This window comes from Microbacterium endophyticum, assembly GCF_011047135.1.
Classification (GTDB): domain Bacteria; phylum Actinomycetota; class Actinomycetes; order Actinomycetales; family Microbacteriaceae; genus Microbacterium; species Microbacterium endophyticum.
Genome location: NZ_CP049255.1, coordinates 1,917,104 through 1,936,946 on the forward strand (window position 1 = coordinate 1,917,104; position 19,843 = coordinate 1,936,946).

A 19,843-nucleotide genomic window follows, 5' to 3' on the forward strand; every position below is an offset into this window, starting at 1 on the left:
GCGCACGTCAGAGCGAGCTATGGACACGAGAAATGTCCACGTGCTGCAGCGTCATCGCTGCGTGAAAGATGTCCACTTCCCCTTGGGACGAGCACCCGCAAGCGGATCGTTCATCGACGCAATCGTTGCGGTTCGCTTCGACAGTGAATTACCTGTTGCCAAGCGCGGGGCATCGGGGCCAGCCGGAGCAGTCATCCGCCCTATGCTTCGATCACCGACGCTTGGGGGAAACGATGGGCTTCTGGTCGACACTATTCGGCACGAGCAGGGAAGCGCCCGATACTCCACCAGCGCCGACACAGACACGCAAGATCGATCCGCGATGGGGCGAGATCGAGGTACAAGGAGAGAGCTTCCGTCGCGACGCCGTGCGTCGCCTGTTCGATGAGCTCGGCCTACCCGAGGGCGGGGTGACTCAACAAACCGCGCAGCTCGCACCTGAGCCCTCGAATCAATACGATTCGAACGCCATCAAGGTGATTATCGGTAGGTGGCACATCGGCTATGTGCCGCGCGAGATCAGCGATGAGATCGCTACCGTGTTGAGTGGGGGCCAGGGCGTCGCGCCGGTGCGGGTGTGGGCAGACCCCGGCGACGGGACCTGGCGTGCACGAGCCACCCTGTTCCCTTCTGTGATGGAACCCGATCGCGACTTCGCAGAGGAGCAGCGCGGCGTTGATAAGGTACCGGACGAACCGGACATCATCCCGCCTCACACGCTCGCCATAACGCAGCCGACGGACCTTCGGTCGCTGGACTCAACGCGCATGCGGATTAAGGGCATCGGAAACTACGTCGGCTGGAACGAGAGACGCGCGGTCGGCGGCAAGGAGTACGTTCTCGTACGCGAACCGGACAATCCGCATGATTCGTGCGCAGTGCTGGTTCTGAGCAATGCGCGAAAGGTGGGCTACGTGTCTGCCGCCAGAGCAAAGATCCTTGCGCCGCTGTTCGACGCGCTTGGGTCCACCGGGTACGTCGTTGGTGGAACTGGCCCTACATCCGAGAGCGCTCAACTCTGGGTCGACATCCCGAAGGCCGACGTGCTGCGAGCAATCGTGAAGTCCCGGCCGCCCTCACCGAGTACAACGCCAGCCCCGCAATAGCAGGTCCCTCACTGGCGTAAGCGTAGTCGCGCTGCTTGAACCCGATGGTAGGTCGGCTCGCCTCAGGAAGCGCGGTACATCGACTGCGAAATGACGCAACGACAAGCTCGGCGCGTTGCTCTACTGTCGCGTCGCCGAACCTTGCTCACGGCTGGATCAGTGCCTTCATGTACTCAGTGCGCAAGCGTCGCTGTCGGCGCGACCAACCCGGATCCCGCTGCGGGCATCATTAACTGGAGGGGCGCACCCCCGTAGGTTGGTGTGATGCGCGGGGTGTACGTGGACGAGCGGGATTCGACCTGGGAGCGGGATGATGCTCGCTACCGCCTGTACGTGTTCGAGGGCGCCGGCAATGCCGTCACCACTTTCGACATTCTGGACGCGAGTATTGAACACGCGTTGGAGACTGCCGTAGCGATGTCGAATGGCAACGAGAAGCTGTGGGCCCTCGCGCTGGTCGAGAATGATTCCCGGGGCATGCGGGGACTGATCTGGTTGTCAGGGATGGACTACAACGACACCCCCAGCTCGCCCCGCGAGTGGATGCGTCGAAGGCAGATGCAAGATCGATATCTGCAGGCGAAGCACAACCGTGGATTGCCGACGTTGCTGCCGAATGGGCTTCGCGTTATTCGAATGTTTCCGGAGTGGGTGTCCGGATGGCCGCTTTGGGAAGATCACTCGAACGAGTACCACCTAACCGGCCCCGATCTCGGACTCTCCTCCACTCTCAGCCGCGCGCTCTACGAATGGAACGAGGCGATGCTGGGCCGCGATGAAGCCGATCCACCACCCACCGACTGGATCAGAACCGGCGAATCCCTCGCCCAGCAACTCCAGGTTGAACTCTCTGGCATCGCAGAGGTTAGGCCCGAGTTCCTGATCTGATGACACGTCTCGTCACCGCGGAACACGGTCCACCTATGCGTCAGGAGCGTAAGCGGCGAAATCACCGACAACGCGATACTTTGTCCCGATCTCGTGCTGCAGGTCCTGGACTAGGGCGTTGCCTTCAGCGATCCACTGCCGTCCGGCCTCCGGGTCTGGCCAGTTGATCTCCAAGACGGGGTCCAGGACTACTTGCCATGTCTGATTCCAGGCGCGGAACCGTTTCCGCAGGTCGGGAGAGATGACGATCGACTCGCCAACTACCTCTCGGTCACCCCACTCGGGAAATATAAAGAGCGAGTGCGTGCGAATTTCTTTCCGCTCTGCTTCCAACTTCTCGATCTGATACCGCACGGAAGCATCGGCAGCACCTTCGGGCAATCGGAAACGGTCGGCCGCGAGCTGGCCGAGTTCGGCATCTATTGCAGCGAGTCGCGAGCGTATGCGCTGCCCCTCGTCGAAGTTGTCGTGTTCGACACCGAGCTGTGACATGTCCCGATGCTATGGGCACTGATCAGCGCGTTGCCGGAACAACTCCCGTCCGGATGCCGGTCGGTCACCGCGACGCTGGCCTGGCGCGCCCCAAGCAAAGTGCACCGCCTCTCTCGGACCGCCTGAGTTCCCGTAGCACCTGCCCGGTTTGAATTCGCAGTTGGGTGGGTCAAACGCATCATTCCGTTCTCGCCACCCTCGCGGGAAGCGGACAGGAGTCAATCGAACCTTCAGCAGACCCCTTGATATGCCTGAAAGAGCTTGGGTCAACCGAATAGCGATCTATGGATCGCACGTCGCCGGAATCTTTCTGCCGGGCAATGACGTCCGCAACCTCGACGCCTATCAGAACGAGGTCGGCGATCTCACGGGGTGGCGCGAAGCAGATCTAAACATCCTCATGGATAACGGCCAGTCTCAACTGCAGCGGCAGAACACGGACCTAGAAGCAATCCGAGCTCGAGCACAGTTCCTGCTGACCGTGACTCTCGCGTTCGTCGGCGTAGCGGTCGCCTCAACGGAGCTGGTCGGCCGGTCCATCTTCGCGATCGTGATCTGGGTTATCGGGATCGCCATCGTCATATGCAGCGCCTTCGGAGCCGGCGGCGTAGTTGTTGCAAAGAAGACGCTTCGGATCGTGGACACCCGGCTCTTGTCACAGCAGCACCCGCCCCTACTGCCGGTAACTGCGAAGGCCGTCGCGACTGCAGTGAAAGACGGAGAAAACGCGGTGGCGACCGGAATTACCGTTTTTCGAGACGCTGTAGCCCTTTTTCTCGTGGGCTTCGTCTTCGTTTGTGTCGGTTGGGTGATTGCTCTAGCGAGCTAAACCAATTCAACTATCTCGTCGTCGCGTGCGTTGCGCTGACGCCGGCGAAGAAGTCGGCATCGACTCCCGAGCCGCAATGACGTTCCAGTCGCTGCCACCGGGTGTGGCGTGCACTTTTCGACTACTGACAAAGTCCGTGGCGAGACGACCCTCTCGGTTGAGGCTCGCGACGCCGGGATTTCGCGAGCGCTTCGGGCTGCCTCGATGACAATCCCGCTGTTATCGGACACTGAGGGCCCGCCGCACGCGTATCGCCTTAGTAGTCGCGGGTCTGGTCGAGCCGGTCGCGACCGGGACCGAACCGGCGCAGGTGAAAGCGACGAGAGAGTCTGAGACTCGGACGGATCAGCAATTGCGCGCTCCCGATGATGAAGAAGACTGTGCCGACCGTCGTCGTGGACGACCACAGGAACAGGATGCTGCCTACAACGAACATCACCCCGATGAGGAAGTCGTTCGTGATGCTGAGAGTCTCGTATCGATTGCGGATGACGAGCTCGTCGTTACCGATGCGGATATCGAGGTCATTGGAGTGTGTGTTCGGATCGGTGGACATTGCGCCATCGTTTCAGATAGCCCGCTTTCCTGTTCGTGGGAATGCCACCGCGCTCGTCCGCCTTGTCTTTGGGGTGGGTCCCACGACTCGCAGATTGGCGGATTTTCACGTGCAGCTCTTCACTCCTCTCAACCTCGGAGCATTAACTCTTCCCAACCGCATCGTCATGGCGCCCATGACGCGCACCCGCGCCGGCGAAGACGGGGTTCCGGGCGCAATGGTTGCCGAGTATTACGCGCAGCGCGCGGGCGCTGGTCTGATCATCACCGAGGGAGTTTTCACGAGTAGTGAATCTCGCGCCTACCCCGGGCAACCTGGAATCGTGACGGATGCCCAGCAACAGGGGTGGGCGAATGTTGCCGCCGCGGTGCACGCCGAGGGCGGTCTCGTCTTCATGCAGCTGATGCACGGTGGACGTGTGTCGCACACGAAGATCACCGGTACCGATCGAATCGTCGCGCCGTCGGCGATCGCGATTGATGGTGAGGTGCGCCTGGCTGATGGCTCACGCACGCCGTTCCCCACGCCGCACGCGCTCACGACTGAAGAGCTCGCTGATGTGCGCGCCGAGTTTGTCGAGACGGCTCGTCGCGCGGTCGAGGCGGGAATCGACGGCGTCGAGATCCACGCGGCAAACGGATACCTCCTCCACGAATTCCTCGCTCCGTCATCGAACCAGCGCACAGACGGCTACGGCGGATCTCCCGACGCGCGCGCAAAGTTCGTCATCGACGTTGCCGAAGCAGTGGTCGCTGAAATCGGCGCTGACCGGGTCGGCATCCGTATTTCTCCCTCCCACAACATCCAAGACATTGCTGAGACCGATCCCGACGACGTCGAGTCGACGTACCTGGCACTGGTTCGAGGCATCCGCCCGTTGGGTCTTTCTTACCTCAGCATTTTGCACGCCGAGCCCGCGGGAGACTTGGCGCAGTCGATACGGCAAGAATTCGCGGGAACCTTCGTTGTGAACACTGGATTTGGCGCTGTCACGACCCGTGACGATGCCGAAGCGTTCGTTGCCGACGGAACAGCCGACGCTGTGGCCGTGGGCCGACCGCTGATCTCGAATCCGGACCTGGCCGATCGCTGGAAGTCGGGGGCGGAAGAACACCCCGTCGACCCGGCGACTCTTTACGGCAGCGGTGCAGCTGGATACACCGATTACCCAAAACTCAAGCCCTAACGAGTAAAAATGCGGGCGCACTAGCGTCGGAAGCATCGCCATCAATCGGAGGATCACTGTGTCTGTCATCGCAATTGTCGGAGCTGGACCCGGACTCGGAGCCGCTGTTGCGCGGCGCTTCGGCCGTGAGGGCTTCTCGATAGCTCTCATCTCGAGGGATCAAGAAAAGCTCGACGCACTCGCTGGCGAGCTGAGCGCGACTGGGCTCACTGCTCGCGGTTACGCCGCAGACGTGCTCGAGCCCTCCGCACTCGAAGACGCCCTTGCCCGTGCCGCAGCAGAACTGGGCCCCGTCACGGCGCTGCAGTACAGCCCGCTTCCGTCGCGCGACTACCTCAAGCCGGTGCTTGATCTGAGCCCGGAGCTTGCGCTCGAAGCGCTGAGTTTTTCGGCACTCGGGCTCATTCACGCGGCGCGTGCAGTGCTCCCCGGAATGAAGGATGCCGGCGAGGGCAGCATCATCCTGATCAACGGTGGAACATCGGTCAAGGCGCGCGCAGGTTTTGCTGGAACGTCGGTCGCTTTTCCGGCGGAGAGCGCCTACGGCGAGATGCTGCACGACGCGCTGAAAGACGAAGGCATCCGTGTCGCGCAACTCGTGATTCCGGGAGGGATTCCGAAGTTGCAGCTACCGAACGGGATCGACGACGTGGCTGAGCGGATCTGGCAGCTGCACGCCGAGGCTGGCGACTTCCGCACGATGCTCATCCCGCTCGAAGACGGCCGCGAGTAACAACCCTGGCAGACTCGCAACATGTCTCAAGCCACAGCGGTTCTCGCACGCTTCGTTGACGCCGTGGATCGTGAGGGTCTTGGCGCCTACGGCGTGCACGTCCTCGTCGGAAATGACCATGCTGAACACCGGTGGCGAAGCGATGATCGCGAGAACCTCTACTCGGTGTCCAAAGGCGTGTGTGTTCTCGCCATCGGTATAGCGATCGACGAGGGGCTCATATCGCTTGAGACCGGGGTCGCGGAGGCCCTTCCGCACTTCACGCTGGGCGCTGGTGCGGAATCGGTGACTCTGCGGCACCTCTTGACGATGTCGAGCGGAATCGACTTCGAGTGGTTCGCCGATTCTCCCGTAACGTCTCCAGATCTCGCTCAGCAGATGCTCGAGCGACCGACCCAGGGAGCTGGAACTGTCTTTCAGTACTCGGATGCCAGCACATATGTCGCGATGAGAATGTTGGCATCGGCTGTGGGAGATGTCGTTGCGTGGCTTCGTCCGAGGCTGTTCGATCCGCTCAACATTCACAACCCGCAGTGGCAGCGCTGCCCGCAGGGATTTATCTTCGGCGGGAGTGGTCTGGAGCTTCGCACCGAAGAGCTCGCGAGAATCGGCCGCGTGCTGCGTGACCGCGGACTGTGGCGTTCCACCCGGATCGTCTCAGCCGATTGGGTCGACGCCATGCACACGGATTGGGTTCGGACCGGCGGCGACGCTCCATTCGCGCACTACAGTCTCGCTGTTTGGGAGGGCCCCGGCGAGTGCTGGCGGCTTGACGGCCGCTACGGTCAATATGTCGTCATCGACCAACAGCAGGATGCCGTCATCACCATCACGGCGCACGAAGAGCACCGCGATCATCTCCTCGCGGAGTTCGCCGCGCGCGCACTCCGACAGTAGCTACCTCGCATCAAGGTGTGCATGGGGCGATGAGGTCATCGACAACTGCAACAATGGGTCTGTGCGTTCGTCCAGAGCTCCCCGCCTCTTGCGCGGGACGATCGCGGCTGCGGTCGCGACGTTCGTTGCTCTCCTCTCGCACATCGCTGGCGGGGGCGCGATGCCCGGATGGGTTGGAATTGCCGTACCGGCGCTTCTCTCGTTCGTGGTCTGCACTTTTCTCGCAGGTCGTGCATTTTCTCTTGTACGAATGAGCGTCGCAGTGTCGCTCAGCCAGCTGCTTTTCCACACGCTGTTTGTGCTTGGCCTTTTCGCACCAGGGGTTGCAACCGGGCACAACCACGACATGAACGCCGTCTCAGCAGCGGTCACGACGACGAGCGCCGACGACATGATCACGATGGTTCACGCTGACGCCACGATGTGGATCTGGCATGCAATCGCTGCCATCGTCACAACCGCAGCTCTCTACCGAGGCGAACGCGCTTTCGCGCAGCTTCGCACGCTCGCGGCCGACGTCGTTGTGTGGCTCCGGCACCGTATCCTCGTTGTTCTCACACCGCTTACACCTCCCGCCACGGTTCGCCAGCGCGCAGCAACAGCCGTTCTCGTCCTGCCTCGTCGCGTTCATCTCGCTTCTGTCCGCAGGCGCGGGCCTCCTCTTGCACACGTGATCTGAATCCGTGTTGTGAGCGCCCGGTCGACCGGGCGCAAAGAGAGGTTTGCCATGCGCAAAATTCGTACCTTCGCGGCCGGCATGTTGGTAGGTGCTGTGGTGATTCTCGCCACAGCGGTTCCGGCATCCGCTCACGATGAATTGTTGGAAAGTAGTCCGGCGTACAACGCTCAGTTGGATGCCGCGCCCACCGAAATCACACTGACCTTCTCGGCTGACGTGCTCGAGATGGGCGCGGTCGTGATCGTCGCAGATGCGAACGACACCGACTGGGCAGCGAGCGAACCTGAAATATCGGGGGAGAGCGTCACGGTCGGCTTGCAGACAGACATGCCGGATGCCGGTTACGAAGTGCGTTGGCGCGTCGTTTCTTCCGATGGACACCCGATTTCGGGAGTAATTCCGTTCACGATCGGGAACGCCTCGCCGCTCGTGCGCGCTTCGGCGGGCCCTTCGGAGACGGCGACTCCGTCGCCCACAACAAACACTCAGATCACTTCAGAAGACGGCGGCGCCCTCCGGCCCATCGTCATCGGCGTCATCGGCGCGGCCGCAGCGGTCGCGATCTTTGCCGTCATCCTTTACTTCCGTCGTCGCGCTCACGCCGGCGGCACCGACGACGAGCCACGTGCTCCGTCGGAAAAACTTTGAAAGGCACTTCTGTGATCACTCGCACCACTACCGCAACCCGCCTCGGAATCCTCCTCGCGGCCGCAGCCGTCGCACTCACCGGTTGCGCGTCTACTACCGATTCGTCGCCGTCTGATTCACCCCTCCCAGCCGGAGGTACCGTCACCATTTCGGACGCATGGGTCAAAGCCGCTGACTCAGGCATGTCGGCAGCATTCGGCGAACTCACCAACGCAGGCACCGCAGACGCGACCATCGTCTCGATTAGCTCCGACGCCGCCACGAGCTTGCAGCTCCACGAAACCGTCGAGAACGACTCTGGCGACATGGTGATGCAAGAAAAAGAGGGTGGATTCGTCATCCCCGCCGGCGGCACGCTCACGCTCGAACCGGGTGGAAACCACTTCATGCTCATGGATCTCACCGAACCCCTCGTCGCGGGCGACGATGTGAGCTTCACGGTGACGTTCTCGGATGACTCGACCTACGAATTCACGGCTCCCGTGAAGGACTACTCCGGCGCCAACGAGAACTACGAAGACGATGGCATGGACATGGGCACCGACTCCGACATGGACATGGGCAACTAATGGCAGCGCCCGACAAGGGCGCCAAGCGTCGCGACGGCGCAACCCGGCGGCAGTTCCTCCTCGGAGGTGCTGTCGCCGGCGTTGGCGCTGCCGCAGCCATTGGCGTCGATTACGCGCTGAACTCTCCGCAGCCAACGGATGCCACGGCATCCGTTCCGCTCAATGGCGAAGAGGTCGTGCCGTTCTATTCCGCGCACCAGGCCGGCATTGACACCGATGCCCAGTCGCACGCGGCGTTTATCGGGCTCGACCTGCTCGCGACTACCGACCGGGATGCGCTCCGCAGAATGATGCGCGTGCTCACCGATGATGCGGCGCGGTTGACCGCGGGAGAATCGGCGCTCGCAGACTCAGAGCCTGAACTCGCTGTTGCGCCCGCGCGCCTCACAGTGACGTTCGGGTTCGGGCCAAAGTTCGTTTCTCGCGCACAGGGCACGGCGCCCGCGTGGTTGAAGCCGCTGCCGGCCTTCAGTATCGACCAGCTAAAGCCCGAGTACGGCGACGGGGATCTGTTGCTGCAGATCGCATCGGATGACGCGCTCACCGTCGCGCACGCGACGCGCATGCTGCTGAAAGATACGCGAAGTTTCGCCACTGTGCGCTGGACCCAGCGTGGGTTTCGCCGCGCATACGGGTCGGTCGCACCCGGCACGACGATGCGAAACCTGTTCGGCCAGGTCGACGGCACGGCCAACCCGAGCCCCGGTACACCGGAGTTCGATCGCGTCGTGTGGAGTCAAGACGGGTGGCTTGCGGGAGGCACGAGCGCCGTCATCCGTCGCACGCACATGAACCTCGATAAGTGGGACAAACTCGATCGCACCGGTCGCGAACAGTCGGTCGGCAGATACATGTCGAATGGCGCACCGCTCACCGGAAGCACCGAGCATGACGAGCCCGACTTCGACGCGAAGACATCGATCGGATTCCCCGTGATTCCGGAGTTCTCGCACATGCGGCGGGCACGTAGCGATAACACTGCCGAGCGCATCTTTCGCCGCGGATACAACTACGACGAACGCCCTGACGATGCGACAGTGTCGAACTCGGGGCTCGTTTTCGTGTCGTTCCAAGCAGACGTCGACCGCCAGTTCGTGCCGGTTCAGCAGCGACTGTCGGACCTCGACCTGCTCAACGAGTGGACAACGCCGATCGGCTCAGCGGTCTTCGCCATTCCGCCCGGCTGCGCCGAAGGCGGCTACATCGGAGAGACCCTGCTCGCCTAGCCGAGGCATCCGGTTCTCTTTCTGTTCCTAGTTCTGCGGTTTTCTCTTGCCGAAACGCTGCTCATCACGCTCGACACGCCGAGTGGCCTCAGCGAGGCTCGGTGTGTCGCACGAAAGAGCAGCGTTTCGGCGAGAAAAAAAGAAGAACAGAAGAAGAACCGGGATGCCGGCTACGGCCGAAGCCGCGGGATCAGCACAGGGGTACGGCTCTTGTAGTTCTCGTAGCCCCGCTGCCCGCCCCACCGGTTGTCGGCTTTGGCTTCGAGGAGCGGCACACCACTCACTTTTGTGAGGAGAAGTACGACGAACAGTGGCGAGATCAACGCGACCCACTGCCAACCGACGAGAGCGGGAGCAGCAACGATAGCGACGCCTATCCAGAGCACGATTTCTCCGAAGTAGTTCGGATGCCGCGAGCGAGACCACAGACCCGACCTGATGAAGGAGCCCTCGTTTTCGCTGTCGGCTTTGAACGCTGCCTTCTGCCAGTCGGCGGCGATCTCAATGCCGAGCCCGAGAACCCACATGCCGATACCTATGACTTCGATCCAACCGACCGGCACAGGGTCGCTCGCGCTGCTCATCGCAATCCACGCGGCTGCTGCAGTGAGACTTACCCAGAGTCCCTGCAGCACCCACACCCGCAGGAACCGGATTTTGGAGGTCTTCAATTCGTCGAAGCGGTCGTCGGAGCCAGACTTGTGAATGCGAACGAACAGGAAGCTTCCGAGGCGAATCGCCCAAACGATCACCATCACGGCGAGCACGACACTGCGTGCATCTACGCTCGGCGACAGCAGCAGGATGCTGAGCGAGACGATGATGAACGTGAGGCTTCCGGTGAGATCGAAGAACCGCTCCGTTTTGAGCGCAGCCGACGGCACGTACACGAGAACTTGAATCAGGAACGCGGCAGCTACAGCAAGCGCAAACAACGGGACACCGGCTACGAGCTCACCGCCCTGGCTTCCAGCGAGGGCGGTGAGCGCTCCGATGAGAACGGCCACGATGACAGCAATGAGTGAAGCGCGCTTTTGCTTATCCATGTATGAGGATTCCTTGGCTTAGCGGTAGAGGTCATCGACGACGGCGGAGCCGCGCTCGAGGATGACTTGGCGCTTGATTTTGAGAGTGGGGGTGATGAGCGAACTGTCGCCGAGATCTGTTGAGAGCAGGGTGAATCGGCGTACTTGCTCGCTGTGAGCGACGCGCACGTTGGCGGCGTTGACGACGCGCTGAACGTGCGAGCGCAAACGTGAATCGACGACTCTGGTCAGATCCGGGCCGGTCGGTTCTTCGATGGTTATGCCTTCGGCGAGTGCCCACGCTTTCGTTTCGTCTGGGTCGAGGAGGATGAGAGCCGAAAGGAAAGATCTGCCTTCGCCAACCATCACCGCGTGGGACACGAGAGGACTCTTTTCGACGGTGGTTTCCCACGGCATCGGCACGATCGTCTTTCCGCCGGAAGTGACGATGACGTCCTTGACCCTGCCGCAGAGAACGAGGCGGCCGTCCGCATCGAGAGAGCCGAGGTCTCCGGTGCGGAAGAATCCGTCGACGAAAGCACCTTCGTTGTGCCGAGGGTTGCGGTATCCGTTAAAAACGCCGACCCCGCGCGCAAGAATCTCGCCCTCAGCACTGATGCGAATTGTCGAACCGGGCAGCGGCAGCCCCACTGTGCCGGAGCGAATATTTCCGGGCAGGTTGCCGGTAAGTGGCGCTGTAGTTTCGGTGAGGCCGTAGCCCTCGATAACCGGGACCCCGATACCTCGGAAGAACAGCGAGAGGTCGGCTTCAAGCGCCGCACCACCCGAGAGTACGTAGTTGACGCGACCGCCCATGACGGCACGAAGTCGACGAAAGAACAGAGCGTCGTAGCACGCGCGCTTCACCCGCAGACCGATCGACGCGCGAGCGGCCGTTCGGTCCTCGCTGTGGTTCCCCCACTCGACGGCCGTAGCGGATGCCGCATCCCACATCCGTGAGAGGCCCGCACCTGCAGCTTTCGCTGACGCGGCGGCGCGAATCTTTTGCAGAACCCGCGGCACGACCACCAAGAAAGTGGGGCGCAGCACCGGCAAGTTAGTGATGACAGCTTTCGGATCTGAAATGTGCGCGATGCGCATACCGCTCGCCAGACAGATCAGCTGCAGACCCCGAGCCAAGACGTGAGCGAGGGGAAGAAAGATGATCGTATTTCCACCCGGGTGCACGACTTCGCGGTAGGCCGCGGCAATGTTCAGCACCTGCCCGAGAAAGTTTCGGTGCGTGAGAATCGCGCCCTTCGGCTCGCCGGTCGTGCCGGATGTGTAGACGATCGTCGCGGTGTCATCGAGGCTGGCAGACTGTCGGCGGTGCTCAAGATCGGCGTCGCTGACGCGGTTACCGCGGGCCGTGAGCTTCGCGAGAGTGTAAGTTTCACCGCCTGTAGCGGCGGCATCCATCACCCAGACGCCGAGCGCGCCGGCGCCCGTTTCGTCGAAGGCGGAGCGCAGAGTCTCAGCTTGAGTCGCCGAACCAGCCACTGCAAGCCGCACGTGGGCGTCGGCGACGATGGCCGAGACCTGCACCGGTGAAGATGTGTCGTAGATCGGCACCACAACGCCGCCAGCAAACCAGATCGCCAGGTCGGCAACTGCCCACTCGTACCGCGATGGCGCCATGATCGCGACGGTGTCTCCGGCGGCGATGTCTGCCGCGATGAGTCCTTTGGCGAGGACCTTCACGTCATCGAGAAACTGCTCCGTGGTCACCTGCTGCCACGTGCCTGGCTTCTCAGCCGGTACGTCAAATGCGGCGTGCTCGGGTGCATCGGATGCCCGCCGCACTAATAAGTCGGTCACGTTGCGATACGAGTCGAGGTAAACGCGAAGCTGTGTGGAGGACTCCTGCATGTAGCTGCTTTCTTGTGCTCTTGCCGTGTGTGTACGTCACGGCATCCGGTCTTGCTCTCTGGTGCTTCGGAGCGCCGCGCACAACGGATGGCCCTCGCGCCCCTCCCCTCCCCACGAGTGCTCAGACGCCGAAACGCTGCTCTCAGCACGAACACGCCGGGCTCTAGTAGAAGAGCCCGGCGTGTCGAGTCGAGAAGCAGCGTTTCGGCGAGTGGGTCTTAAACAGCCCTCAGCGAGCGGGGCGAAGGGTGATGCTCCCAGCTTCAAGACTCACCGACACCTGGTGGCGTGACGTCGGGCTTGTCGTGAGCTCGTTGGTGAGCGAACCCAACGACACGTCAGTGCTGACGGCATAGGAGTCATCGGGGAGGCCGACCGTGAGGCTTCCCGCGCTCACAGCAAGCGTGACGTCTTCGGGAGCCGAACCACTGAATTCAGCATCGAACTCGCCAGCGTTGACCGAAAGATCAATAGCGGATGCCGCAGCCACATTCACCTCAGCGCTCCCGGCGTTGACAACCGCTGTCACGGTCTCCGCCGAACCCGCCACGGTTAGTGCCCCGGCGTTCATTGTCAGATCGAGGTCTCCGAAGTCACCGTCGGCGTCCAGGCTTCCCGCGTTCAGTGTGAGGGTCGAATCGAGCCCCGAAATATCTTCCGGCAGTGTGAGCGTGGCGCTCCCGATTCCGCTGGAGAACCAGAGCGACACTCCGCTGCGCGAAGGTGACTCAACTTTCAGTGAGCTACCGTCTCGCTTGAACGTCCAGCCCGCCGCACCCGAACCCTCGGTGTCGAGGGTTGCTTCGCGCACATCGGCGAAGCGGATGGTGAGCTCTGTCGCGGATGCCTCGGCGACAAGCTCGGTTACTCCCGAGACGGCTATGGACTGCGACGAGGTCGCATTCGATGCCGCAGCCGGGGCGAAGATTGTCGAGAACCCGGCGCTGACAACCGTTGCAACGACAACCAGTGCACCGAAGACGATCGTCACGATAGCGATCGCTTTGCCGGTCGTTGACGTGGTGGTGGGGGTACTCATTTCACAGTTCCTGTCTGGGGTGAATCATTGCCGTGTTCAAGATGCGCGAGTGCTGCGAGCACGCGCCGATTTCCGGACTCGTCTGGCTCGAGGCCGAGCTTCTGAAAAATCGCGGTGATGTACTTCTCAACGCTCGCCTCCGAGACGAAAAGCGCCGCAGCGATCGCCTGGTTAGAGCGGCCTTCTGCGATGAGGGCGAGCACCGAGCGTTCGCGGTCGGTGAGGCGCTGCATCCTGTCGTCTCGCGTGCGCCGCGACAGCAGTTGCGCGACGACCTCGGGGTCGAGCACTGTCGCACCGGCCCCGATACGCGCGACCGAATCGAGAAACTCTGTGACGTCAGCGACACGGTCCTTGAGGAGATATCCGATTGCTCCAGCCGAGCCCGTGATGAGTTCGCTCGCGTATCGCTCTTCGACGTACTGCGACAACACCAGCACCGGAAGCGAGGGCTGTGCTGTGCGGAGCCTGACCGCGGCGCCAATGCCCTCATCGGTAAACGTCGGAGGAAGGCGCACATCAAGAATGCAGAGATCGGGCGCCGACTCCGCGACCGCATCGTCAAGTTCCGTGGCATCGGCGAGAGCCGCCACCACGTCGTGACCCGCATCTTCGAGGAGGCGCACCAGGCCCTCGCGGAGGAGTACCGAGTCTTCACAGATCAAGATGCGCATGGCACGTTCACCTCCAGTGACGTTGGTCCGCCGATCGGACTCTCAAGTCGGGCTGTACCGCCAGCGGCAAGCACACGGTTGGTGATTCCATCGAGGCCGCCTCCCGGCACTACGCGCGCACCACCTATTCCGTTGTCTTCGACGCGTGCCCACAGCATTTGACCCGCTGCACCGTCGATATCGTCAGTGTCACGCAGTCGAACGACCACCCGGGCTTCGCTTGCGCGGGAATGCTTTGCAGCATTGGTGAGAGTTTCGGCCACGACGAAGTACACGGCGGCCTCGGCATTTTTGCTGCAGCGCCCGTCGAGGCGCACATCAAGGTGCACGGGAATATGTGATCGCCCCGCCAGGGCCGAGAGAGCAGCGTCGAGGCCGCGGTCGTCAAGAACAGACGCATGGATGCCTCGGGCCAGCTGCCGAAGGTCGGTTATCGCGGCCTTGGTTGAGGTATGGGCCTCGCTCACGAGCGCTTTTGCGGCTTCGGGATCGTCGTCGATTTTTTGCTGTGCCATGCCAAGAGTCATGCCGATCGAAACGAGCCGCGGCTGAACGCCGTCGTGCAGGTCGCGCTCGATGCGCGTGCGCTCGACTTCTGACGCGCGGATGGCGCCCGCTCGCTGCTCGCTCGAGGTTCGCGCTTGCTCAGCGAAGTGCGCTTCGAGCGAGGGCACCACGACAGCTCGCGCGATCACGCCGTGCAACACTGCGATGCCGACAACGCCGGCAAGCGCCGCGAGCGCCATCACGATGCCGACCAGCGGTGCCCACTCGGTTGAGATCGCGAGAGTGCTGCCCCAGAGTTCTGAGCTCGTGCCGGCACCGCGGTAGAGCGGAGCGAATGCGAGAGCAATCGAGTGTCCGACGCTGCTGAGGAGTGCCAAGACGACGAAGCCGAGGATTGCTGAAATTGCAAAGCTTGCTACCGCTCGCCACATCGACACGTCGATGAACTGCTGCCACACCATGCGGAGGAAGCCGCTGAAACCGGGCTTCTGGCGGCGCCGACGAGAGAGTGGGGGGATGCCGAGTGAGTAAAGTCCGCTGACCCGTGCGGTTTCGAGCCAGCCGAGGGCGAAGAGTGCGTAGATGAATCCGAGGAGGAATAGCAACCCGATTCCGAGCACCGGCAGCAGGCCCAACCCGAGTGCGAGGAGTGTGGCCAGAGCCCCGAAGACGACAGAACCCAGGATGCCGAGAGCTGCCAGCTGAGCGATAGCTCCGAGCACGCGGGCAGGAGTGTTCAGCTGTCGTGCTGAGGGGGCGGGCACAACGGACGGTGGCGGCGCCGCGAGGGTTTCTGTGGTCATGACTCCACGCTAGGGGCGCGCGCTCGGGCAGTCAGCCGAGGCATCCCGAAACCCCACTTCGGGTTATCCCGAAACCTGTCGCCCCCAGCATCCGTCATTCTCTGAAACGCTGCTGCGCCGGCCCGACACTGCGTGTACAGGGAGGCGCACCCGGCGTGTCAACCCGAATGGCAGCGTTTCGGCGAGAGGGGCAGTGAGAGGAGAGAAGGGCGAGAGAATAGAAGGGATGACTTATCTCGCTGATGCTGAAGCGCTCGCTGCCCGTACCCCCGACATTCGGCTCGTTGCCGTCGATATGGACGGCACACTGCTCGACGAAAACGGTGTCGTTCCGCCCGGCCTCTGGCCGATGCTCAAGCGCCTTGCCGATCGCGGTATCGCCTTCGCTCCGGCGAGCGGCCGGCAATACGCCACGCTTCGCCGCGAGTTCGAAGGCCACAGCGACGGCATGGTCTTCATCGCCGAGAACGGCACATTCGTGCTTCGGGGTGAAGATGAAGTGAGCAGCGCACCGATGGATCGCGCCTTCGTCGACGATCTCGTGCGACACCTCCGCGATTCTCCGCACGACATCGGCGTGGTGGTCTGCGGTAAGGAGTCGGCCTACATCGAACGCGACGACGAAGCGTTCCGGTCTGAGGCGTCAAAGTATTACGCGCGGCTCGAAGTCGTGCCAGACGTCATTGACGTTCACGACGACGTCTTGAAGATCGCGGTCTTCGACTTCGGCCACGCCGAAGAGACCACAGCACCGGCTCTTGAACACCTTCGTGCGACGCACCAGGTCGTTGTTTCTGGCGAGCACTGGGTGGATGTCATGAACGCCGGAGTCAATAAGGGCAATGCGCTCCGCCGCCTGCAAGATGTGCTCGGCGTGACTCCGGCGCAGACCGTGGTGTTCGGCGATTACCTCAATGACCTCGAAATGATGGATGCCGCTGACCACTCATTCGCGATGGCCAATGCGCACCCGCTCATCGCCGAACGCGCGCGCTACCGGGCGCCGTCGAACCGCGACCACGGTGTGATCGCGGTTCTCGAGCTGCTCGTTCCGTAACGCTTAGCGTTCTGCGCGGGCCAGGTTCGCCTTCAGCTCTTCGGCGTTCTGCGGGACGCCGTATGCCGGACGGTCGCGCTCGACGCGCCAGCTCTCGGAGAGCGGGCTGACGTCGACGGTGTCAAACCCGAACTGGTCGTACAACTCAGTCATGAAAGCTGCGGCGTCAGCATCGTTACTCGAGGCGACGAGAGCTCGGCGCCCCGGAGTGCCAGCGGGAGTCCCATCGGTAAGGATGGTGTCTGCGGCGATGTGATTGAACCCCTTCACTACCGTTGACTGCGCAAGGTGCCGCTGAACCATCTCCGCGGTGGTCGTCCGACCCTCTTCGAGCTCGGCGATGCGACCGTCACGCTCCCAGTAGTAGTTGTTCGTGTCGACGACGATCTTTCCCGCGAGAGCGTCGACCGGTACATCTTCGAGAGCTTTGAGGGGCACCGTCACGATGGCCCACTCCGCCGCTTCTGCTGCTTCTTGTGCGGTTGCGGCACGAGCGTGCGAGCCCAGCTTCGCGACGAGATCGCTGAGCGTCTCGGGGCCGCGAGAGTTCGCAATCACGACGTCGTAGCCGCGGTCAACGAGTCCCTGAGCGAGAGTGCCGCCGATGTTGCCTGCTCCGATAATTCCTACTGTTGTCATACGTGCCGACAACGACATATCGCGCGACTACATTCCCTTGAAGGTGTGCAACCGCTCGAGGAGCTTCGGAGCATTACGGTCGAAGACGTGCCCGCCCACGACGACGCCAATCCCAAAAAGAGCGCTGCCGAGTACGACACCGACACCGAGCGCCGCCCAACCGAACATTTCGTTGCCCGTAATGCCAGCTGCGACCGCGAGGGCAAAAGCAGGAAGCGACAAAACCCCGGATGCTGCCCAAAACCCCACGTAGGCGAGGCCCTGCAAAAAGGTTTGTCCCGGAACTCTCTTGAACGGATTGTCTCCGGGAGCTGCAACCGGAACGACAAGGATCGCGGAACTGACCGCGCACATGCCGTACCCCGTGAGTAGCGCGCCGAGGCTGGCGCCGAGTATTGCCGGCAGCAGAGCCCAGTTGCCGCTGAGCGCAATCGTGGCGACGGCGATCACGATGATCGCCGGCACTCCGACGAACGCTGCCCCCAGCATCCGGCCGGCTCGATCGTCGCGCCCGCGGACGCCCGCTGCCAGCACGGCGGCAAACGCTGTGCCGTCGTAAGAGACGTCTGTGTAGGGGATCGATCCGAGGAGGTACGCCACGAGCACGGCCGAAAACGTCAGGAACGGGCTCGATAGGTCGCCGTATGAGTAGAAGAGCAACAGCGCTGGTATCAGCGGCACGACAAGAAGCTGTCTGAGATAGCGCGGGTCGCGGGTCCATGACGTGATGCTGCGCGCCAGTGTTGCGCCGGTGCCGCCCGTGGGAAAGCGCCCGAACCATCCCAGCGATCCGATCGCGAGCTTCTTCGTCGCTGAGCGCGCCGGCGATACGAGCGATGCTGCAAGGCTTCGCTGCCAAAGCCACCAGAGCAGGCCCACGCTTGCGAGCGCGATGGCGAACTTCACGAGTGCGGGCAAAAGCGCACCGGCGGCCAGGTCGCCGGGTACTGCCCATGCGGCACCGATCGGTGTCCACGAAATTCCAGAAATGACGGTCCCGATGAGCGAAAAGCCGCCGGAAGACGCCGCTGTCGCCGCATCGACGAGATTGAGGATGCCGACCAGAATCGGGCCCGCGAGAGCGAGAAGTAAAAACGCGCCGATGCTGATGAGCTCCTTCGTCCGGCGACTGCCGCCGGAGCCGGCGGCCAACGCACCCATTGTGCGAGACGCCACGACGCAGATCAGAACGCCCAGTGGAACACACACGATCGCTGCGAGAAGGGCGACGGGGAACCGCCACCATGCGGCGAAAGTTGCGAGAGCGCCGAGAGTCGTCGCGATTCCGGGAACACCCGCAAACCCGGCCGCGGTGAGAGCGACCATGAGCTGTCGTGTGCTGATCGGGAACGGCGCGAGGCGGCCGGCGTCGACAGTAGTGTCGAGACCGGAAACGAAAATCGGGCCCAGAATCCACCCGAGCGTCAGTGCCGCACCGCCCGCTGTGATCACTGAGCGCGCGGCATCCAGGCTTGTGAAGCTGAGTGCGATGAGCCCCGCCGTCACGCCCAGCAGAATGAATAGTGCCCATAGCGAGCCGACGATGAAGCCGATGAGCTGCCAGGGACTCGACGCAAGGGTATTGCCGAGAATGCGGTATCTGAGCCTCAGGACTGTCGCAACCATGACGGCCCTTCAGAGTGGTGGCGGCCGCCGACGAGCTCAATGAACCGGTCCTGCAGTGAGCCGGCCCCGCGCACGTCGCCAACGGTGCCTGCCGCAAGAACAGTGCCGTTCGCGATGACAGCGACGTGGTCACACATGCGCTGGACGAGGTCCATCGAGTGGCTGGAGACGATGACGGTGCCGCCGGTTTGCGCGTAGCTGCGCAGTACGTCTTCGATGTTGGCTGCCGAAACGGGGTCGACCGATTCGAAGGGCTCATCGAGTACCAAGAGCCTGGGGGCATGGATGAGCGCGCAGGCGAGGGCCACTTTTTTCGTCATACCCGCGGAGTAGTCGACGACCGGCGTACCGGCTGCCGCAGTCAGATCCATCATCTGCAGGAGATCTGCGGTGCGTGTGGCGATGTCCGCGCGATCCAGCCCGAACATCATCCCCGTGTACGTGATGAGTTGCTCGCCGGTCAATCGGTCGAACAACCGAACACCATCGGCCAGGTTCCCCACCATCGCTTTGGCCGCCACGGGGTCTCCCCAGACATCGACGCCGTGGATCGTCGCAGAACCCGAATCGGGACGCAGGAGACCTGTCGCCATCGATAGCGTTGTGGTCTTGCCGGCACCGTTCGGTCCGACGAGTCCGTAGAAAGATCCCACCGGAACGGTGAGGTCGATTCCGGCGACGGCGACTTTGTCGCCAAAGCTTTTGAAAAGGCCACGGAGGTCGAGGGCGGCAGTCGTTGCCGGGGAGGATTCTGTCACGCGCACCACGCTATCGGTAGGCGTGGATCACGACGAC

Annotated in this window: 21 protein-coding genes; 11 read left to right on the forward strand and 10 right to left on the reverse strand. The window is 62.5% G+C overall.

Translation table 11 applies throughout. The features are described from left to right. The first annotated feature begins 68 nt into the window (after nt 1-68). Together G6N83_RS08925 and G6N83_RS08930 are read left to right on the forward strand one after the other, a co-directional pair. Nucleotides 69-1,106 carry an HIRAN domain-containing protein gene (locus G6N83_RS08925; protein ID WP_165141312.1) on the forward strand — a complete coding sequence of 346 codons (1,038 nt, stop codon included), beginning with the start codon at nt 69-71 and terminating at the stop codon, nt 1,104-1,106. A gap of 264 nt (nt 1,107-1,370) precedes the next feature. Then, complete coding sequence (locus G6N83_RS08930; protein ID WP_165141314.1) at nt 1,371-1,994, forward strand: hypothetical protein; 624 nt, start codon at nt 1,371-1,373, stop codon at nt 1,992-1,994. A gap of 33 nt (nt 1,995-2,027) precedes the next feature. Here the strand turns inward: G6N83_RS08930 and G6N83_RS08935 are convergent, their stop codons facing one another. Beyond that, nucleotides 2,028-2,486 carry a hypothetical protein gene (locus G6N83_RS08935; RefSeq protein ID WP_165141316.1) on the reverse strand — a complete coding sequence of 153 codons (459 nt, stop codon included), beginning with the start codon at nt 2,484-2,486 and terminating at the stop codon, nt 2,028-2,030. Between the two features lie 247 nt (nt 2,487-2,733). On the opposite strand from G6N83_RS08935, the gene G6N83_RS08940 reads away from it, so the two are divergent. After that, on the forward strand, nt 2,734-3,315 hold the full coding sequence (locus tag G6N83_RS08940; RefSeq protein ID WP_165141318.1) for a hypothetical protein: 582 nt from the start codon (nt 2,734-2,736) through the stop codon (nt 3,313-3,315). A gap of 256 nt (nt 3,316-3,571) precedes the next feature. Here G6N83_RS08940 and G6N83_RS08945 read toward each other — a convergent pair whose 3' ends face one another. Beyond that, nucleotides 3,572-3,871, reverse strand: coding sequence for a YrhK family protein (locus G6N83_RS08945; protein ID WP_165141320.1), 300 nt, complete (start codon nt 3,869-3,871; stop codon nt 3,572-3,574). A 109-nt stretch (nt 3,872-3,980) separates the two neighbouring features. Between G6N83_RS08945 and G6N83_RS08950 the strand changes: the two genes are divergently transcribed. From G6N83_RS08950 to G6N83_RS08980, 7 genes are all read left to right on the forward strand, one after another. Continuing rightward, nucleotides 3,981-5,057 (forward strand): alkene reductase, encoded by a 1,077-nt coding sequence (locus tag G6N83_RS08950; RefSeq protein WP_165141322.1) that lies wholly within the window; start codon nt 3,981-3,983, stop codon nt 5,055-5,057. A gap of 58 nt (nt 5,058-5,115) precedes the next feature. After that, entirely contained in the window at nt 5,116-5,790 is a 675-nt protein-coding gene (locus G6N83_RS08955) for an SDR family NAD(P)-dependent oxidoreductase (RefSeq protein WP_165141324.1), read from the forward strand. 21 nt (nt 5,791-5,811) lie between these two features. Further along, on the forward strand, nt 5,812-6,687 hold the full coding sequence (locus tag G6N83_RS08960; protein WP_165141325.1) for a serine hydrolase domain-containing protein: 876 nt from the start codon (nt 5,812-5,814) through the stop codon (nt 6,685-6,687). 61 nt (nt 6,688-6,748) lie between these two features. Next, nucleotides 6,749-7,366: a hypothetical protein gene (locus tag G6N83_RS08965; RefSeq protein ID WP_165141326.1), complete on the forward strand. Its 618-nt coding sequence runs from the start codon at nt 6,749-6,751 to the stop codon at nt 7,364-7,366. A 48-nt stretch (nt 7,367-7,414) separates the two neighbouring features. Next, a complete protein-coding gene (locus G6N83_RS08970) occupies nt 7,415-8,014 on the forward strand; it encodes a copper resistance CopC family protein (RefSeq protein WP_241246161.1) in 600 nt (199 codons plus the stop codon). A gap of 11 nt (nt 8,015-8,025) precedes the next feature. Then, nucleotides 8,026-8,583 (forward strand): copper chaperone PCu(A)C, encoded by a 558-nt coding sequence (locus G6N83_RS08975; RefSeq protein WP_165141328.1) that lies wholly within the window; start codon nt 8,026-8,028, stop codon nt 8,581-8,583. After that, the gene (locus G6N83_RS08980; protein ID WP_165141330.1) at nt 8,583-9,809 is read left to right on the forward strand and encodes a Dyp-type peroxidase; all 1,227 of its coding nucleotides are present in this window, start codon (nt 8,583-8,585) and stop codon (nt 9,807-9,809) included. Before G6N83_RS08975 ends, G6N83_RS08980 begins: the two co-directional genes overlap by 1 nt. Nucleotides 9,810-9,979: 170 nt before the next feature. Here G6N83_RS08980 and G6N83_RS08985 read toward each other — a convergent pair whose 3' ends face one another. From G6N83_RS08985 to G6N83_RS09005, 5 genes are all read right to left on the reverse strand, one after another. Beyond that, nucleotides 9,980-10,855 carry a DUF1295 domain-containing protein gene (locus G6N83_RS08985; protein ID WP_165141332.1) on the reverse strand — a complete coding sequence of 292 codons (876 nt, stop codon included), beginning with the start codon at nt 10,853-10,855 and terminating at the stop codon, nt 9,980-9,982. Between the two features lie 18 nt (nt 10,856-10,873). Beyond that, nucleotides 10,874-12,703, reverse strand: a complete 1,830-nt coding sequence (locus G6N83_RS08990) for an AMP-dependent synthetase/ligase (protein WP_165141334.1) — start codon at nt 12,701-12,703, stop codon at nt 10,874-10,876. Nucleotides 12,704-12,932: 229 nt separating this feature from the next. After that, on the reverse strand, nt 12,933-13,742 hold the full coding sequence (locus tag G6N83_RS08995; protein ID WP_165141336.1) for a DUF4097 family beta strand repeat-containing protein: 810 nt from the start codon (nt 13,740-13,742) through the stop codon (nt 12,933-12,935). Next, nucleotides 13,739-14,416, reverse strand: coding sequence for a response regulator transcription factor (locus tag G6N83_RS09000; protein WP_165141338.1), 678 nt, complete (start codon nt 14,414-14,416; stop codon nt 13,739-13,741). Before G6N83_RS09000 ends, G6N83_RS08995 begins: the two co-directional genes overlap by 4 nt. Next, the gene (locus G6N83_RS09005; protein WP_165141340.1) at nt 14,404-15,726 is read right to left on the reverse strand and encodes a sensor histidine kinase; all 1,323 of its coding nucleotides are present in this window, start codon (nt 15,724-15,726) and stop codon (nt 14,404-14,406) included. Before G6N83_RS09005 ends, G6N83_RS09000 begins: the two co-directional genes overlap by 13 nt. 226 nt (nt 15,727-15,952) lie before the next feature. On the opposite strand from G6N83_RS09005, the gene G6N83_RS09010 reads away from it, so the two are divergent. Next, on the forward strand, nt 15,953-16,783 hold the full coding sequence (locus tag G6N83_RS09010; protein WP_165141342.1) for a Cof-type HAD-IIB family hydrolase: 831 nt from the start codon (nt 15,953-15,955) through the stop codon (nt 16,781-16,783). Between the two features lie 3 nt (nt 16,784-16,786). Here the strand turns inward: G6N83_RS09010 and G6N83_RS09015 are convergent, their stop codons facing one another. Genes G6N83_RS09015 through G6N83_RS09025 form a run of 3 tightly spaced genes read right to left on the reverse strand, consistent with a single transcriptional unit; the run spans nt 16,787 to nt 19,812 of the window. Next, the gene (locus G6N83_RS09015) at nt 16,787-17,422 is read right to left on the reverse strand and encodes an NADPH-dependent F420 reductase (protein WP_165143342.1); all 636 of its coding nucleotides are present in this window, start codon (nt 17,420-17,422) and stop codon (nt 16,787-16,789) included. Between the two features lie 27 nt (nt 17,423-17,449). Next, on the reverse strand, nt 17,450-19,048 hold the full coding sequence (locus G6N83_RS09020; protein ID WP_165141344.1) for a hypothetical protein: 1,599 nt from the start codon (nt 19,046-19,048) through the stop codon (nt 17,450-17,452). Continuing rightward, nucleotides 19,030-19,812 (reverse strand): ABC transporter ATP-binding protein, encoded by a 783-nt coding sequence (locus G6N83_RS09025; RefSeq protein ID WP_375782610.1) that lies wholly within the window; start codon nt 19,810-19,812, stop codon nt 19,030-19,032. Before G6N83_RS09025 ends, G6N83_RS09020 begins: the two co-directional genes overlap by 19 nt. Between the last annotated feature and the right edge of the window lie 31 nt (nt 19,813-19,843).

Coding starts and splice junctions, on each gene's coding strand:
- G6N83_RS09000 (WP_165141338.1), bottom strand. CDS start 14,416: ATGCGCATCTTGATCTGTGAAGACTCGGTACTCCTCCGCGAGGGCCTG.
- G6N83_RS08925 (WP_165141312.1), top strand. CDS start 69: ATGTCCACTTCCCCTTGGGACGAGCACCCGCAAGCGGATCGTTCATCG.
- G6N83_RS09005 (WP_165141340.1), bottom strand. CDS start 15,726: ATGACCACAGAAACCCTCGCGGCGCCGCCACCGTCCGTTGTGCCCGCC.
- G6N83_RS08980 (WP_165141330.1), top strand. CDS start 8,583: ATGGCAGCGCCCGACAAGGGCGCCAAGCGTCGCGACGGCGCAACCCGG.
- G6N83_RS08940 (WP_165141318.1), top strand. CDS start 2,734: ATGCCTGAAAGAGCTTGGGTCAACCGAATAGCGATCTATGGATCGCAC.
- G6N83_RS08970 (WP_241246161.1), top strand. CDS start 7,415: ATGCGCAAAATTCGTACCTTCGCGGCCGGCATGTTGGTAGGTGCTGTG.
- G6N83_RS08935 (WP_165141316.1), bottom strand. CDS start 2,486: ATGTCACAGCTCGGTGTCGAACACGACAACTTCGACGAGGGGCAGCGC.
- G6N83_RS09020 (WP_165141344.1), bottom strand. CDS start 19,048: ATGGTTGCGACAGTCCTGAGGCTCAGATACCGCATTCTCGGCAATACC.
- G6N83_RS08960 (WP_165141325.1), top strand. CDS start 5,812: ATGTCTCAAGCCACAGCGGTTCTCGCACGCTTCGTTGACGCCGTGGAT.
- G6N83_RS09010 (WP_165141342.1), top strand. CDS start 15,953: ATGACTTATCTCGCTGATGCTGAAGCGCTCGCTGCCCGTACCCCCGAC.
- G6N83_RS08930 (WP_165141314.1), top strand. CDS start 1,371: ATGCGCGGGGTGTACGTGGACGAGCGGGATTCGACCTGGGAGCGGGAT.
- G6N83_RS08985 (WP_165141332.1), bottom strand. CDS start 10,855: ATGGATAAGCAAAAGCGCGCTTCACTCATTGCTGTCATCGTGGCCGTT.
- G6N83_RS08995 (WP_165141336.1), bottom strand. CDS start 13,742: ATGAGTACCCCCACCACCACGTCAACGACCGGCAAAGCGATCGCTATC.
- G6N83_RS08945 (WP_165141320.1), bottom strand. CDS start 3,871: ATGTCCACCGATCCGAACACACACTCCAATGACCTCGATATCCGCATC.
- G6N83_RS09015 (WP_165143342.1), bottom strand. CDS start 17,422: ATGACAACAGTAGGAATTATCGGAGCAGGCAACATCGGCGGCACTCTC.
- G6N83_RS08990 (WP_165141334.1), bottom strand. CDS start 12,703: ATGCAGGAGTCCTCCACACAGCTTCGCGTTTACCTCGACTCGTATCGC.